This is a genomic window from Flavitalea sp. (assembly GCF_035489435.1).
Classification (GTDB): Bacteria; Bacteroidota; Bacteroidia; order Chitinophagales; family Chitinophagaceae; genus DATHKG01.
Window position 1 is genome coordinate 25,375 of the sequence record NZ_DATHKG010000086.1, and the last position, 14,652, is coordinate 40,026.

The following is a 14,652-nucleotide window of genomic DNA, read 5'->3' on the forward strand; positions in this document are numbered from 1 at the left end:
TGAGTCCCGCAGCACAGCTTGCGGGATAAATTGAACTAATAAACGCCAAGAAACGCTCCCACGCATTTGTTTCCCAACGTTTATTATTCGGTTATTCAATGATTTAGATTTTCCCGGCATGCCTGTGTTCTAAAAGCAAATGCCAGCCAGGAAAATGTTTATTAATCACGAAAAAAGGAGCGGTAATGCGAAACATCAGAAAAGAACTCGAAAAACGGATTTTGATAATCGACGGAGCCATGGGCACCATGATCCAAAGATATAAGCTGGAAGAAGCTGATTACAGGGGCGAACGATTTAAAGACTGGCATACAGATGTAAAGGGCAACAACGACCTGTTAAGCATAACCCAGCCACAGATAATCGAAGAGATCCACAAACAATATCTTGAAGCCGGTGCTGATATCATTGAAACAAATACTTTCAGCTCTACCACTATAGCACAGGGAGATTATGATATGCAATCAATAGCATACGAACTGAATGTTGCTTCAGCAAAAGTGGCACGCAAAGCTGCTGATGAATACACTGAAAAAAATCCTGAGAAGCCACGCTTTGTTGCGGGTGCAATCGGGCCATTAAATAAAACACTCAGTCTTTCGCCGGATGTAAACAATCCTGGTTTCAGGGCAGTGACATTTGATGAAGTGGCTACTGCATATACCGAACAGATCAGGGGACTTGTAGACGGCGGTGCAGATATACTTCTTATCGAAACGATATTTGATACACTTAACGCAAAAGGTGCTATCTACGCGGCAAAAAATTTCTTTCGCCAGAACAATATGAAAGAATTGCCTATTATGATCAGCGGTACAATCACAGATGCATCCGGCCGTACACTCAGCGGACAAACACTTGAAGCTTTTTATGTTTCGGTTATGCATGCAAAACCATTGAGCATTGGTCTGAACTGTGCTTTGGGAGCTTCTGATATGCGTCCGCATATCGCTGAGCTTAGCCAGATCGCCGCTTGCTATACCTCTGCTTATCCAAATGCCGGTTTACCAAACGCAATGGGTGAATACGACGAAGAACCACATGAAACAGCACATTTCCTGGAAGAATGGGCAAAAGAAGGTTATGTAAATATCGTAGGCGGTTGTTGCGGCACCACACCTGATCATATAAAACATATTGCGGACAACGTAAAAAAGTTTGCCCCAAGACAGTTACCTGTGCTTGAAGAAACGCTTGTCTAATCCCTATCAATATTGACCCAAGAAAGTATTATGTCTACAGTTATAAAACCGTACTTAAGGCTCTCCGGACTTGAACCACTTGTAGTAAGGCCAGAGACTAATTTTGTAAACGTTGGTGAACGTACCAATGTAACCGGATCAAAGAAATTTGCGCGTCTCATACGCGATAATAAATATGAAGAAGCGCTTAGTGTTGCCCGCCAGCAGGTTGAAAGCGGCGCTATGGTGCTTGACGTAAATATGGATGATGCCCTGCTGGAAGGTGTGCAGGCGATGACGACTTTCCTTAACCTGGTGCAGAGCGAACCGGATATAGCGAGGATCCCTATCATGATCGATTCCTCCAAATTCAGCATCATTGAAGCAGGATTGAAATGTGTACAGGGGCGTTGTATCGTTAATTCAATCTCCATGAAAGAAGGAGTTGAGAAATTTATCGAACAGGCATATGTGTGCAAGAGTTTTGGAGCGGCTGTGATAGTAATGGCCTTTGATGAAAAGGGCCAGGCAGATACAAAGGAAAGAAAGGTTGAAATTTGCCACCGTGCTTATAAAATTCTCGTAGAGGATGTTGGTTATGATCCCCAGGATATCATATTCGATCCAAACATCTTTGCAGTAGCAACGGGTATTGAAGAACATAACAACTATGCAGTTGATTTTATTGAAGCCACTGCTGAAATAAAAAAACTGATGCCACTCACCAAGATCAGCGGTGGGGTTAGTAACATATCATTTTCTTTCCGGGGCAATGAACATGTTCGTGAAGCCATGCACTCCGTGTTTCTCTACTATGCCATCAAGGCCGGTATGGACATGGGTATTGTAAATGCGGGCCAGATGGTAGTTTATGATGAGATCGAACCAACCCTGCGTGATCTTTGTGAAGATGTGTTGCTTAACCGTAACAATGATAATAACGAAGCAACTGAAAAACTGATACAGTTTGCTGAGACCGTTAAAGCCAAAGGAAAGGTTGAGGTAAAAGATGAAAAGTGGAGAACCACATCTGTTGAGGAAAGACTTAAACATGCGCTCGTTAATGGGATCACTGACTATATAGATGAAGATACAGAAGAAGCCCGGGTCAAATATCCAAAGCCGCTTGATGTGATTGAAGGCCCGTTGATGGACGGAATGAATGTGGTGGGTGATTTGTTTGGTAGCGGAAAGATGTTTCTGCCGCAGGTAGTAAAAAGCGCAAGGGTAATGAAGAAATCAGTTGCAATACTTACACCTTATATTGAACAGGAAAAAGCCGATCGTCGGGCCGCACATGCCGCTGCAGGTACTATAAATGATGAGTCCGGTGGCGCTGCAAAGGTTTTGTTGGCAACCGTAAAAGGTGATGTGCATGATATCGGAAAAAATATTGTTGGTGTTGTACTTGGATGTAATGGTTATGATATCATAGATCTTGGGGTGATGGTACCAACTGAAAAAATTCTTGAAACAGCCAAAAGGGAAAACGTTGATATTATCGGGCTCAGTGGTCTCATTACACCTTCACTTGATGAAATGGTGAATGTTGCGAGGGAAATGAAAAGGAGAGATTTTCATTTGCCCCTGCTTATCGGAGGAGCTACCACTTCAAGAATGCATACAGCGGTGAAGATCGCACCAGAGTATGAACTCGGAGTCGTGCATGTACTTGATGCTTCACGCAGTGTAACCGTAGTAGGAACGCTTCTGAACAAAGACAATAAACCGGCTTTTCTCGACAAGCTGAAATCTGAATACAGCAAACTCAAAACAGATTTTAGCAATAAGAAATCGGCCAAGCAATATCTTTCTCTCGAAAATGCTCAAAAAAATAAAACTAAAATAAACTGGGATGTATTTACACCGGTTAAGCCCAGCTACACAGGGATTAAGGTTTTTGATAATCACGATCTGAAAGAGATAAGTGAGTTCATTGACTGGCAACCATTTTTTATTGCCTGGGAGCTTCATGGAAAATTCCCGCAGATTCTTACCGATAAAGTTATTGGTACTGAAGCAACCAAACTTTATAATGATGCACAAAAGCTGTTGAAAACAATCATTGATGAAAAGTGGTTGCAGGCAAAGGGTGTAATCGGTTTCTGGCCGGCAAATTCCGACGGGAAGGATACTGTACATCTGAAAGATGGCGACAAATCAGTAGAACTCGAATTTTTAAGGCAACAGATTAAGAAAACAGCTGACCAGCCAAACTTATCACTGGCCGATTTCATTGCACCGGAATCTACCGGTAAGCAGGATCATATTGGTGCATTTGCTGTGTCTATTCATGGTATCGACAAACATATCAAAAGGTTTGAAGAGCAATTGGATGACTATAATAAAATCACTCTCCAGGCCCTTGCAGACAGGCTTGCAGAAGCTTTTGCTGAATTCCTCCATAAAAAGGTGAGAACATCGGATTGGGGTTATGTAACCGAAGAACACCTGACCAACGAACAACTTATAAAAGAAGAGTATATGGGTATCCGGCCGGCACCAGGTTATCCGGCTTGTCCCGATCATACAGAAAAATATAAATTATTTGAACTGCTGCAGGCGGAGAAAAATGCAGGAATAATACTGACAGAATCACTGGCTATGTTCCCGGCCTCCTCGGTTTGCGGCTGGTACCTGGCAAATCCTGAAAGCAAATATTTTGGTGTTGGCAAGATAGAAAAGGACCAAGTGGTAGACTACACGAGGAGAAAAAAAATGCCACTTGAAGAAGTGGAAAGATGGTTGAGACCGATACTGGAATATGATAGTTAACTTTATTTTCCACTATTCTAACCCTGGCAATTAAGTTGTAATACCATGTTTATTTCAGCTAATCTTAAGAATAGTCGTGATAAAAATGAGGCCGCAGTAGCGACTGAAGGAAATGAAAAAACAATCATTATCCCTTCTAAAGCAAATGGTAAAGGTTCAGCTGTAAACGGCGGCGAATTGTTGTTCCTCGCTATTGCCACCTGCTTTTGCAATGACATCTACCGGGAAGCATCCAAACGAAATATAGATATCGAATCTGTCGATGTTACCGTCACAGGTGAATTTGGTGGAGAAGGTGAACCAGGTAATAACATTGAATATAATGTTAGCATTGAGTCCAAATGCCCTGAAGAAAAATTAAGGGACCTGGTGAATTATGTTGACTCGATAGCAGAGATACATAAAACAATCCGCAGTGGGACACCAGTCAGGTTATCGTTTTTCAAATAACCACCAGTTCTTTTTTCGTGGTTTGACTTTATAATTGCCGGTTATATATGTAAGGATATGTTGCATTGCTTCATCGATGTTATCGGTGAGCAATACAAGCTTCATATCAGCTGCGGAGATGGTGCCTGCTTCTACCAGGTAATTACAGTATTCAATCAGGTCCTTATGGTACTCGGTTCCATAGATTACGATGGGAAATTGGGTCATCGTTTTAGTTTGAATCAGCGTAAGCGTTTCGAAGAATTCGTCGAGCGTACCAAAACCGCCGGGCATAATAATAAATGCATAGGAATACTTTTTCAGCAGCACTTTCCTTACAAAGAAGTGCTCAAACGTGATGGAATGCTGCATGTAGGGATTAGGCTTTTGTTCAAATGGAAGCTGAACATTACAGCCTACTGAATTACCATTATTTTCAAAAGCACCCCTGTTTGCGGCTTCCATTATACCTGGCCCTCCCCCTGTCATCGTTGTAAACCCGATTTCTGAAATCCGTTTACCAAATTCCCTTGCCGCTATATAATACTTGTGTTTTTCATCGAACCTTGCTGAGCCAAATACCGTGATACAAGGTCCGACAAAATGCAGTGTCCTCATCCCCTTGATAAGTTGCTTAAACACCCGCCACGCGAACCCCAGCTCATGTTCACGGCTTTGCGGCCCGTCAAGGTAAACCTGTTGTTTGGCGGGAATTATCGGTTGTATTTTTTTTATCGTCTGTGCTTTCATTGAAGTATGTAAATTGCCTGCCAATATTATTCAATATTATTATTGACTTTCAATATAATTAATAAAAGACAAAGCATGCGTATCATCAGTTATAACGTAAACGGCATTCGTGCAGCTATCAATAAAGGATTTATTGAATGGCTCAAAACAGATCCTGCCGATATTATTTGCGTACAGGAAACCAAGGCACTCCGCGATAATGTCGACCTGAATTTATTCAGCAATCTTAAGTATGAGGATTACTGGTTTTCAGCACAGAAAAAAGGTTACAGCGGTGTTGCCGTGTTTACAAAAATTAAACCGGACAATGTTATCTATGGCAACGGTCATGCGGTAAGCGATGATGAAGGACGTGTTCTTCAAATGGATTTTGGAGAACTGCGACTTATCAATGCCTACTTTCCATCTGGCACTTCGGGAGATGACCGCCAGGATTTCAAATACAAATGGCTCGATGAATTTTATAAATTCGTTACAAAGCTGAAGAAGACTCATCCCAAACTGATTCTTTGTGGCGACTACAATATTGCACACAAAGAAATGGATATCCATGATCCGAAAGGAAATAAAAAATCAACCGGGTTTTTACCGGAAGAAAGGGCCTGGATGGATAAACTTTTTGAAAGTGGATGGATCGATACTTTCCGTGAATTTCATCCTGAACCTCACAGGTATAGCTGGTGGACACAGCGTTTTCCAACCATTCGTGCCCAGAATAAAGGCTGGAGGATAGATTATATCAATGTAACAAGCCCGTTAAAAAACCAGCTGGTTTCATCCGAGATCTACCCTGATATTAAACATAGCGATCACTGCCCGATATACCTGGAATTGAAAAACTGATATCGGGACTTATTAATCTTATAACAATGTTCATTTATAATGTTACTTCGAAGGTCAGCTGGCAGATTCAGGACAAATGGATAGATTGGATGCTTACAGAGCATATCATGGAAATATTGGAAACAGGATTGTTTTTAAAGTATCAGCTGGTGCGTTTAATGGATGTTGACGACATTGACGGACCCACTTTTGCAGTTCAGTATTATCTCGATAACCAGGAAAACTATGACCGTTATATCCAGCATTTTGCGCCAGGGCTAAGGGAGAAAGTCAGAAACAGGTGGGGGGATCATGAGATTTCTTTCAGTAGCCTGATGGAAGTTATTAACTAATTGTGGATAAGAATATTTTAACCTTACGCAATAGGAAAAAAGTTGTACATTAATCTCAAACCCAGTACAGGCAAGCATTTCAGCTACCGATCTCTGAAACCCTTGCTGGTGGCGGCTTTTGGTGGCACAGCCAGATCAGAACCTGCATCAGAATCCTGAAATTTTCTCATATAATCCTTATCCATTGCGGTTTTTAGCAAATTTTCAATCTTCTAAAATAATTGCACAAAAGTTTTGTGTATATGAAAAAGCTTCTAAATTTGTCATGCTTAAAGTAAATAAAAATATTACACTATGAACAAAGCTGAATTAATCGCAAAGCTCGCTGACGATGCAGGCCTTACAAAGACACAAGCAAACGCTACATTAGATTCTTTTGTTGAAGCTGTTACTAAAACACTGAAAGGTGGTGGTAAAGTAACGCTTGTTGGTTTCGGAACTTTTTCGGTTTCTAAGAGAGCTGCCCGTAACGGCCGCAATCCTCAAACCGGAGCTGTCATCAAAATCAAGGCTAAAAAAGTTGCACGCTTCAAAGCTGGCAAAGAATTGCAAGCCAAATTATGAGTTTGATGCACTGCATCCAAAAGTTCCGCTACTTAGACTATTCGAAGTACCGGAGCTTTTTTTATTTTTGAATAAACACAAATAGAATAACTTCGTTTCATAAAATCATTCAACATGGGCAGAGGAGATAAAAAAACCAAAAAAGGAAAAACATTCAAAGGGTCATTCGGTAAATCAAGACCTGCAAGAGCAAAGAAAGTAGCTAAGAAAAAAGAGGCTTAATAAATATCGGCTGTTTACCTTGTTTATGACCAGCTTCGGCTGGTTTTTTTGGCTGGTGACCCCGGGGTTTCACCCCGGGTTATGCGAAGTCAACCCCTTCGGGGTTGATTGATGTACGGGATAGTTGATGATATTTCGGGGTTGATTGTTGTACCGGATAGTTGATGATATTATTATAGTTGCTTTGCCCTTGTTGTTATTCCCTCAGGTTGAAACCATAAGACAGTTCAGCTCAGATTGAGTATCAACTTCTCCACTTCAGGGTGGAGCAGCGGCCTCTTCACTTGAGTGATATGGGTTGTATTTAAGCAACTATTTATCATCCATTTCGTAAACTTTTATCTAACGGTTTGCGGTTTATGGAGCAAGTCGCTCAAGCTGCCAGACGCCGTCGCTTAACAGACCAAACTGTAGCCGGTCGTGCAGGCGACTGGCTCTTCCCTGCCAGAATTCAAAACTGACTGGCTTTACCCGGTATCCGCCCCAGTGCGGTGGTCTTGGTACCGGCTGTCCCGCAAATTTATCACGGAACTGCTTTTCATTATTTTCGAGCCATTGACGATTTTCTATTACCTGGCTCTGAGGCGAAGCCCAGGCACCCAGCCTTGATCCCTCAGGACGACTGAAATAGTATTGATCACTTTCTTCATCGGAAATTTTTGCAACAACACCGGTGATCCTAACCTGGCGTTCCAATTCTTTCCAGAAAAATACCAGGGATGCCCTCGGGTTTTCTTCCAGTTGCTGACCTTTGAAACTATTATAATTTGTGAAAAAGACGAAACCTTTCTGATCATATCCTTTAAGTAATACAATCCTTGCCGAGGGCACCGCATCTGCTGATGCAGTAGCAAGGGTCATCGCATTCACTTCTTCAATCTGCGCCGCTAAAGCTTCTTTCCACCATTTTTCGAATAGTTCGAATGGCGAGCCGGTATCCTCTTCATTCAGTGATTGTAATTTATAATCTTTCCGGATATCTGCAATTGATGTCATAGACCCTAAAATTACATACAATCAGGTATCTGTTATCAATATTATGTTACGGTCAAACTATCATCATTCGCTGTTTTTTGAAAAGAAATTTCAAAAGTAGTTGCTATTACCAGGAACCTTTTATTCATTCCACCCGTATAATTAGAGGTATAACATTGAAATGTATGTAAACAATTAAAAAAGATTTTCAAACAAATCCAGGACAAAAAAATACCAATATAAAAATTACCGGTATGAACACAAAATTGCTAACCTTTCTTTTTTTATCATTAACGACATTAATCGCCTGTAACAAAAATGATGATGACCCGTCTTCTCCTGCACAGCTCAGCACTGTCGCTACTTCCGGCACCTGGAGAGTAACCAGTTTCATTGAAGATAACAGGGATCAGACCTCAACATTTACAGGCTACACGTTTACATTCAGCGCAAACAATGCAGTAACAGTAGTTAAAGGATCTTCGACTGTTGTAGGTTCCTGGGCCACGGGCACCGATAACTCAAAATCAAAACTGGTGCTCGCTTTTGCAAGCCCTTCCGCTTTTGAGGAACTAAGTGAAGACTGGCTGGTTATTGAAAATACAGGTACGAAGATCAGGCTGCAGCATGTAAGCGGTGGCAATGGCGATACTGATTACCTGACTTTTGAGAGGAACTGATATCACACTATCCTTCAGGTTCCGCTATAGACTACAATTCCATTTCGGGATTTACGGGCGATTGACCAGAGGTTAGTACATATCCGGGATTTATCAGGAATATACAGCCGGATGGTTCATTTCTGGGATTTACCAGGGATTGACGATTGGTTAGTCTTTCCTATCCATCATGTTGCCGATATCGGTTACCCTTTTTAGTTGGTTGTCAAGTTTCTTGTTTTGTTCAGTTAACTGCTGAAGATCCCGGTTCATTTCTTCAAGGAAGGTTACTTTTTTGTGAAGTTGCTGCCTTTGAAAATTAGATTCCCTGAGTTTGTCATCGGCATCGGCTAACAATATAGACAGGCGCTGATTCTCTTCCAGCATTGATTGTTGCCTGAGCTTCAATCCATCAAACTCGGAGGTGAGTCTGAAAAAAGACTGTTGCAGATCCTCATATTCAAAGCTCCGGTTTTCCGGTTTGGCTATATAAGTCTTAAGTTTTGAGATATTTTCCTGCAAACCATTAAAGTCACTATAGGCTTTGTCAAGTCGCTCCTGTATCTCCGTGGTGAGGTGCTGTTGCTGCCTGATCATCCTGAGCTCATTTTCTTTCTCAAAAAGATTCTTGCGAAGTTCATGCAAGTTGGCGTGTAATTCCTCATTAACCTTCTGGGTATTCAGGTGCCTGCGTTCAGATTCCTTAAGCAGGTCGATTTGACCAAGGAGTCTTGAGACATGCTGATTGTGTTCATGCAGGTTATTGTGTGCAACATGGAGTTGATCCAGGTAAGTCTTCTCCTGTTGATCACTGGTTTCCTCCTTCGGTCTTGAGAGTTCTTCCAGCCTTATTATTTCTTTTTTTGTTTCTTCCAATTCTATGATCAGCAGGCTCTCGTTGTCGCGGGTCATCTCAAGATCACGACGCATCTGTTTTTCAAGCTTTTGCCTTGATTCAACTTCTTCTACATATTTGAGGCGCCATTCGTTACCTGGATTGAGGCTGGAACCTGCCAAAACGGGCCTTTCAGCGTTGGAAGGCGGCGGATTTTTGCTGCTGGTCCAGAAAAAATGGATGGAAAAGCCCAGAATAATTGCCCCGATCTGGAAAATTAATATTTCCACTATGCTCACAGTAAGCTGGAAGCCAAAGATGACTACAAATGAATTCATAACGGTTTTGGGTTAACGTTTATCTTCCCGGTTATCGGGAATATAAAACAGGGACCGTCTTTCAATGGATCGGGAGTCAGGGGTAATGAAAAAACCACCCGTTTGGTGGTTTTTCGTAGCGGTAAAGTAGTAACACATTCCGGATTATGCAAGCTATTTAAAATCATATCTCTATCCTCCTGATGGTCAATCCCTTACAAGTGTACCGACCTGCTGGCCGGTTACAACACTGTGAAGATTGCCTGGTTTGTTCATGTCAAAAACAATGATTGGCAATTTGTTTTCCATACATAAGGTAAAGGCAGTCATATCCATCACCCTCAGGTTATTCGATATGCATTCCTGGAACGTGATCACATTATATTTTTTTGCAGTAGGATCTTTTTCCGGATCAGCTGTATAAATTCCGTCCACCCTGGTTCCTTTCAAAATAACATCAGCCTGGATCTCAATTGCCCTTAATGAACCCGCTGTATCAGTGGTAAAATATGGATTTCCTGTGCCAGCACCAAAAATTACTACCCTCCCTTTTTCAATGTGTCTGATGGCACGGCGACGTATATAAGGTTCTGCAATTTGTTCCATTTTAATAGCGCTCTGCAAACGGGTATATACTCCGATTTTTTCCAGCATTGCCTGCATTGCCATTCCGTTAATTACTGTGGCAAGCATACCCATATAGTCACCATGCGCCCGTTCTATCCCTGTTTCCTTTTCGTTCATGCCACGATAAATATTTCCTCCGCCTATAACTACTGCAACTTCAACCCCAAGATCCACGATGCTTTTTATATCATTCGCATATTGTTCTGTAATTGCTGTATCGAACCCAAAACTCTTATCGCCCATTAAAGATTCCCCTGAAAGCTTAAGCAGAACACGTTTGTACTTTGGAAGCATGTGAATTACAAGATTTTAAAATTATGAAGCCTTATTCGTGCAAAGAAAAGGATTTTTAATTTAAGTCTCTCCTTCGCTTTAGGGTAGATGGGGCTTTGACCGCCGAAGCTTTAACCGAAGGACTGCAAAGCCCCATCTACGCTAAAGCTTCGACGGGCGAGGCCCTCATCTACGCTGAAGCTTCGGCGGGCGAGGCCCCACCTTCACTTAAAACGTAGTCGGGCCTCGCCCGTCGAAGCCTTAGCGTAGTTGGGAAAACAGAAAAGCCGCTCCTTTGGGGAACGGCTCTCTTATGTCTGTTGAATTCAGTCTTATCCGAGTGCAACTCTCTTAAATTCTATGATCTTAATGTCACCGGCAGATTTAAGGTAATCAGCAATAGTCTTGCTATTGTCCTTAACAAATACCTGGGCAGTAAGTGTTTGTTCCTTGAAGAACGCATTCAGTTTTCCATCAGCGATCTTAGAGATCATTTCAGCTGGTTTACCAGCCATCTTTGGATCAGCCTGGATCTGTTCAGTAACAATGGCTCTTTCACGGTCGATGGTTGCTTGTGGCACAGAGTCAGCATCAACAGCTACGGGGTTCATTGCTGCAATCTGCATAGCAACGTCCTTTCCGGCTTCAGCTGATTCTTTGTTCATTCCAACTAGTACACCGATGCGGTTTGCACCATGTATATAGGAAGCTACGAAAGGAGCATCAACTCTTTCCAGTTTTGTGATACCGATTTTCTCACCAATGCTGGCAAGTTTATCGTTCACAAGATCAGAAATTTTTGCACCATTAATAACTACATTGTTCAGTTCATCAATTGACTTCACATTATTGGCGATCGCAGCATCAGCGATGCTTTGAGCGAAAGCTACGAAGTCTGCATTTTTGCTCACGAAATCAGTTTCACAGCTGATACAAACAGCAATACCGGTTTTCTGATCAGGAGTTGTTTTTGCAAGAACAACACCTTCTTTCGCTTCACGATCTCCACGAAGAGCAGCAACCTTAGCACCCTTCTTGCGGAGCCAGTCGATAGCAGCTTCAAAATCACCACCGGTTTCAGTCAATGCTTTTCGGCAATCCATCATTCCGGCGCCAGTTGTCTGGCGGAGCTTGTTAATATCAGCGGCTGTAATAGCAACAGTTGACATAAAAAAATATTTGAAATTTTATAAAATTGGTCAGGGACACATCCTTAAATGGATCCCTGACCGTATAAATATTGTGAATGATATTGTAATCGAAAAAGCTGATTAGCGTGGACCGCCCGGACCGCCTGGTCTGCGTGTAGCACCACCTGGTACACGGCGCTTAGGTTGTGTTCCACCTCTTACCTTACCACCGCCACCACGTGCAGCTTCAGCTTCCGCTTCAGCTTGCAGACGTGCTGCTTTCTTATCTTTTTCATCATCACCTGAATCGTCTACTTCTTCATCTTTTGCAGCTTGTCTTTCAGACAGGCCTTCAGCGATAGCAGCAGTGATATATTGAGTAATGATTGCGATTGATTTTGTTGCATCATCGTTAGATGGGATAGCAAAGTCAACTTTGTTTGGATCACAGTTGGTATCAACCATTCCAAATGTTGTGATACCTAAACGTTTTGCTTCAGCAAGAGCGATATGCTCATGACCGATATCAATGATGAACAAAGCTGCAGGTACACGTCCCAGTTGTGAGATACCGCCCAATACTTTATCCATTTTATCACGATCGCGCTGTAATTGCAGGCGTTCTTTTTTAGTCAGGCTCTCTGCGCTTCCGTCGCCAAGCATCTTATCAATGCTCTGCATCTTTTTCACACTCTTACGAACCGTATTGAAGTTTGTAAGCATACCACCTAACCAGCGTTCAGTAACGTAAGGCATGTTCACTTTCTTTGCGCAATCAGAAACAATTTCTTTTGCTTGTTTCTTGGTTCCGACAAACATGATCTTTTTACCGCTACGGGCAACCTGTTTCAATACAGCAGCAACTTCCTGAAGATGTTCTGTTGTTTTGTTAAGGTCGATAATATGAATACCTTTTTTTTCAGCAAAGATGTATGGTAACATCTTTGGATTCCACTTCTTGCGCAAGTGACCGAAATGTACACCTGCCTCCAGTAATTGTTGTTGTAACGAAGTGTTATTTTCCATGTTATTTATTCTTTGAATATTTTGATTAGAGATAAGATTAACGCTTGCTGAACTGGAAGCTTCTACGTGCTTTCTTGTGACCAAATTTCTTACGTTCAACAGATCTTGGATCACGTTTCAGAACACCTGCAGCTTTAAGAGCAGGGCGGCTTTCAGGATTAAGCTCAACCAGCGCACGGGCGATACCCAGTTTTGCTGCTTCAGCCTGACCTTTCATACCACCACCGGTAGCATTGATCTTAACATCATATTTATCTAATACCTGGAGGGTTTTCATTGGCAATTCAACCTGGTTTTGAAGATAAACCAGCGAAAAATATTGTTTGTAGTCTTTATCGTTTACAACGATTTTGCCAGAGCCTTTTGAAAGGAAGATCCTTGTAACTGCTTCTTTACGACGGCCTACTGCGGTTTTTTGCTTTTCCATGTATGATTACAATTAGAAAGTTAATGGTTGTGGTTTCTGTGCAGTCTGCTCATGTTTATCACCAGCATACACGAATAATTTTTTGTACACCTTGCGACCAAGACGATTTTTTGGCAACATGCCCTTTACAGCTCTTTCGATAACTGCTTCAGGACGACGGGCAAGCAAGTTTCTTGCAGTTTCCGCTTTTTGTCCACCAGGATATCCTGAGAATGTCAGGTATTCCTTGTCGTCAAGTTTCTGGCCGGTGAAAACCACTTTTTCGGCATTAATAACAATGATATAATCTCCGCAATCAACATGTGGCGTATAATAGGCCTTGTTCTTACCACGAAGAACAGCAGCTATTTTCGCGCACATGCGTCCAACGGTTTGATTAGTACCGTCCACAACGTACCAGTTGTGCTTTACGGTAGCCGCGTTAGCATGTTTGGTAGTAAAATGTAATTTGCTCATTTTGAATTTCTGTTTAAGTTTTGCCGCTATCCCGGCTTTTGATAATTTTTTGGACTGCAAAGGTAGATGGAATGAATCAAATAAAACACAAATATCAAAAGTATTTTTTGCACGTATGCTTGTAATGCATTGATTTTCAATAAATATTTTGCTGCGATTTTGAAGTTGGTTGCATCTCGCAATTGTTATGGCACAATTATGCAACAGTTTTTGGTCGCTTCATCGCACCGTTGGGAGTGGGATTGTGCCTTTTTGCGGCTGTGTCCCGTGGTTAATACCTTTCGTTATGCCGTTATTTGTTCTTGTCTCCGATCGGCTTTTTTTGCCCTGATCAGCTTCAATAACTGCGATTATGGTACGAAGTGCTGGTTTGCTTTCTTTGTTTACCAGCATTCTTATGCAACAGTTTTTGGTCGCTTCTTCACTCCGTTGGGAGCGGGATTGTGCCTTTTTGCGGCTGTGTCCCGTGGTTAATACCTTTGCTCATGCTGGGAGTGGTTCTTGTCTCCGATCGGCTTTTTTGCCCTGATCAGCTTTGTTTGGGTTTCTTCAAGTGCTGGTTGCAGTATCGCCCTGATCGGCTTCAGTAACTCCGACCACGGTACGAAGGCCGCTCAAAGGCACAATCCCGCTCCCAACTAGCTCATCCACTTGGGGGAATATCATACTAGCATAACAATTCTTACGAGTCTATATAGCAGGCTTTGTTGTCCCATCATTCAATCAGCATCAAATCTTGTGGATAAGCCAATCACTTATTTAGTCATAGATGACAATTGAGCTGATATTCGTTTTTGCAATTCCCTTCCCGAGCTAATATACAAACTGATC

16 protein-coding genes are annotated in these 14,652 nt (G+C 42.1%); 8 read left to right on the forward strand and 8 right to left on the reverse strand.

Annotation, left to right across the window (positions count from 1 at the left end; genetic code table 11):
• Window positions 1–185 precede the first annotated feature (185 nt).
• Genes VK664_RS12905 through VK664_RS12915 form a run of 3 tightly spaced genes read left to right on the forward strand, consistent with a single transcriptional unit; the run spans window position 186 to window position 4,406 of the window.
• On the forward strand, window positions 186–1,202 hold the full coding sequence (locus tag VK664_RS12905; protein WP_461399079.1) for a homocysteine S-methyltransferase family protein: 1,017 nt from the start codon (window positions 186–188) through the stop codon (window positions 1,200–1,202).
• Between the two features lie 30 nt (window positions 1,203–1,232).
• Window positions 1,233–3,956 carry a methionine synthase gene (gene metH / locus VK664_RS12910; RefSeq protein ID WP_461399080.1) on the forward strand — a complete coding sequence of 908 codons (2,724 nt, stop codon included), beginning with the start codon at window positions 1,233–1,235 and terminating at the stop codon, window positions 3,954–3,956.
• Window positions 3,957–4,001: 45 nt separating this feature from the next.
• On the forward strand, window positions 4,002–4,406 hold the full coding sequence (locus VK664_RS12915; protein ID WP_461399081.1) for an OsmC family protein: 405 nt from the start codon (window positions 4,002–4,004) through the stop codon (window positions 4,404–4,406).
• Here the strand turns inward: VK664_RS12915 and VK664_RS12920 are convergent.
• Entirely contained in the window at window positions 4,389–5,135 is a 747-nt protein-coding gene (locus VK664_RS12920) for an LOG family protein (protein WP_461399082.1), read from the reverse strand. The genes VK664_RS12915 and VK664_RS12920 overlap by 18 nt on opposite strands.
• A 75-nt stretch (window positions 5,136–5,210) precedes the next feature.
• Between VK664_RS12920 and VK664_RS12925 the strand changes: the two genes are divergently transcribed.
• The 4 genes from VK664_RS12925 to VK664_RS12940 all read left to right on the forward strand — a co-directional run bounded on the left by VK664_RS12925 (window position 5,211) and on the right by VK664_RS12940 (window position 7,096).
• Window positions 5,211–5,978 (forward strand): exodeoxyribonuclease III, encoded by a 768-nt coding sequence (locus VK664_RS12925; RefSeq protein ID WP_461399083.1) that lies wholly within the window; start codon window positions 5,211–5,213, stop codon window positions 5,976–5,978.
• A gap of 26 nt (window positions 5,979–6,004) precedes the next feature.
• The gene (locus tag VK664_RS12930; RefSeq protein WP_461399084.1) at window positions 6,005–6,310 is read left to right on the forward strand and encodes a DUF4286 family protein; all 306 of its coding nucleotides are present in this window, start codon (window positions 6,005–6,007) and stop codon (window positions 6,308–6,310) included.
• Between the two features lie 294 nt (window positions 6,311–6,604).
• A complete protein-coding gene (locus VK664_RS12935; RefSeq protein ID WP_458923565.1) occupies window positions 6,605–6,874 on the forward strand; it encodes an HU family DNA-binding protein in 270 nt (89 codons plus the stop codon).
• 114 nt (window positions 6,875–6,988) lie between these two features.
• Window positions 6,989–7,096 carry a 30S ribosomal protein THX gene (locus VK664_RS12940; protein WP_461399085.1) on the forward strand — a complete coding sequence of 36 codons (108 nt, stop codon included), beginning with the start codon at window positions 6,989–6,991 and terminating at the stop codon, window positions 7,094–7,096.
• 357 nt (window positions 7,097–7,453) lie between these two features.
• Here VK664_RS12940 and pdxH read toward each other — a convergent pair whose 3' ends face one another.
• A complete protein-coding gene (gene pdxH, locus VK664_RS12945; protein WP_461399086.1) occupies window positions 7,454–8,092 on the reverse strand; it encodes a pyridoxamine 5'-phosphate oxidase in 639 nt (212 codons plus the stop codon).
• A 233-nt stretch (window positions 8,093–8,325) separates the two neighbouring features.
• Between pdxH and VK664_RS12950 the strand changes: the two genes are divergently transcribed.
• Window positions 8,326–8,751 carry a hypothetical protein gene (locus VK664_RS12950; protein WP_461399087.1) on the forward strand — a complete coding sequence of 142 codons (426 nt, stop codon included), beginning with the start codon at window positions 8,326–8,328 and terminating at the stop codon, window positions 8,749–8,751.
• A 150-nt stretch (window positions 8,752–8,901) separates the two neighbouring features.
• Here the strand turns inward: VK664_RS12950 and VK664_RS12955 are convergent, their stop codons facing one another.
• The 6 genes from VK664_RS12955 to rplM all read right to left on the reverse strand — a co-directional run bounded on the left by VK664_RS12955 (window position 8,902) and on the right by rplM (window position 13,821).
• Window positions 8,902–9,903: a hypothetical protein gene (locus tag VK664_RS12955; RefSeq protein ID WP_461399088.1), complete on the reverse strand. Its 1,002-nt coding sequence runs from the start codon at window positions 9,901–9,903 to the stop codon at window positions 8,902–8,904.
• Between the two features lie 186 nt (window positions 9,904–10,089).
• Window positions 10,090–10,803, reverse strand: coding sequence for a UMP kinase (pyrH, locus tag VK664_RS12960; RefSeq protein ID WP_461399089.1), 714 nt, complete (start codon window positions 10,801–10,803; stop codon window positions 10,090–10,092).
• Window positions 10,804–11,114: 311 nt separating this feature from the next.
• Window positions 11,115–11,951, reverse strand: a complete 837-nt coding sequence (tsf, locus tag VK664_RS12965) for a translation elongation factor Ts (protein ID WP_461399090.1) — start codon at window positions 11,949–11,951, stop codon at window positions 11,115–11,117.
• A gap of 102 nt (window positions 11,952–12,053) precedes the next feature.
• Window positions 12,054–12,938, reverse strand: coding sequence for a 30S ribosomal protein S2 (rpsB, locus tag VK664_RS12970; RefSeq protein ID WP_461399091.1), 885 nt, complete (start codon window positions 12,936–12,938; stop codon window positions 12,054–12,056).
• A 37-nt stretch (window positions 12,939–12,975) separates the two neighbouring features.
• Window positions 12,976–13,365, reverse strand: a complete 390-nt coding sequence (gene rpsI, locus VK664_RS12975; RefSeq protein WP_461399092.1) for a 30S ribosomal protein S9 — start codon at window positions 13,363–13,365, stop codon at window positions 12,976–12,978.
• Window positions 13,366–13,377: 12 nt separating this feature from the next.
• Window positions 13,378–13,821, reverse strand: a complete 444-nt coding sequence (gene rplM, locus VK664_RS12980; protein WP_461399093.1) for a 50S ribosomal protein L13 — start codon at window positions 13,819–13,821, stop codon at window positions 13,378–13,380.
• Window positions 13,822–14,652 lie beyond the last annotated feature (831 nt).

Coding starts and splice junctions, on each gene's coding strand:
- VK664_RS12905 (WP_461399079.1), top strand. CDS start 186: ATGCGAAACATCAGAAAAGAACTCGAAAAACGGATTTTGATAATCGAC.
- metH (WP_461399080.1), top strand. CDS start 1,233: ATGTCTACAGTTATAAAACCGTACTTAAGGCTCTCCGGACTTGAACCA.
- VK664_RS12915 (WP_461399081.1), top strand. CDS start 4,002: ATGTTTATTTCAGCTAATCTTAAGAATAGTCGTGATAAAAATGAGGCC.
- VK664_RS12920 (WP_461399082.1), bottom strand. CDS start 5,135: ATGAAAGCACAGACGATAAAAAAAATACAACCGATAATTCCCGCCAAA.
- VK664_RS12925 (WP_461399083.1), top strand. CDS start 5,211: ATGCGTATCATCAGTTATAACGTAAACGGCATTCGTGCAGCTATCAAT.
- VK664_RS12930 (WP_461399084.1), top strand. CDS start 6,005: ATGTTCATTTATAATGTTACTTCGAAGGTCAGCTGGCAGATTCAGGAC.
- VK664_RS12935 (WP_458923565.1), top strand. CDS start 6,605: ATGAACAAAGCTGAATTAATCGCAAAGCTCGCTGACGATGCAGGCCTT.
- VK664_RS12940 (WP_461399085.1), top strand. CDS start 6,989: ATGGGCAGAGGAGATAAAAAAACCAAAAAAGGAAAAACATTCAAAGGG.
- pdxH (WP_461399086.1), bottom strand. CDS start 8,092: ATGACATCAATTGCAGATATCCGGAAAGATTATAAATTACAATCACTG.
- VK664_RS12950 (WP_461399087.1), top strand. CDS start 8,326: ATGAACACAAAATTGCTAACCTTTCTTTTTTTATCATTAACGACATTA.
- VK664_RS12955 (WP_461399088.1), bottom strand. CDS start 9,903: ATGAATTCATTTGTAGTCATCTTTGGCTTCCAGCTTACTGTGAGCATA.
- pyrH (WP_461399089.1), bottom strand. CDS start 10,803: ATGCTTCCAAAGTACAAACGTGTTCTGCTTAAGCTTTCAGGGGAATCT.
- tsf (WP_461399090.1), bottom strand. CDS start 11,951: ATGTCAACTGTTGCTATTACAGCCGCTGATATTAACAAGCTCCGCCAG.
- rpsB (WP_461399091.1), bottom strand. CDS start 12,938: ATGGAAAATAACACTTCGTTACAACAACAATTACTGGAGGCAGGTGTA.
- rpsI (WP_461399092.1), bottom strand. CDS start 13,365: ATGGAAAAGCAAAAAACCGCAGTAGGCCGTCGTAAAGAAGCAGTTACA.
- rplM (WP_461399093.1), bottom strand. CDS start 13,821: ATGAGCAAATTACATTTTACTACCAAACATGCTAACGCGGCTACCGTA.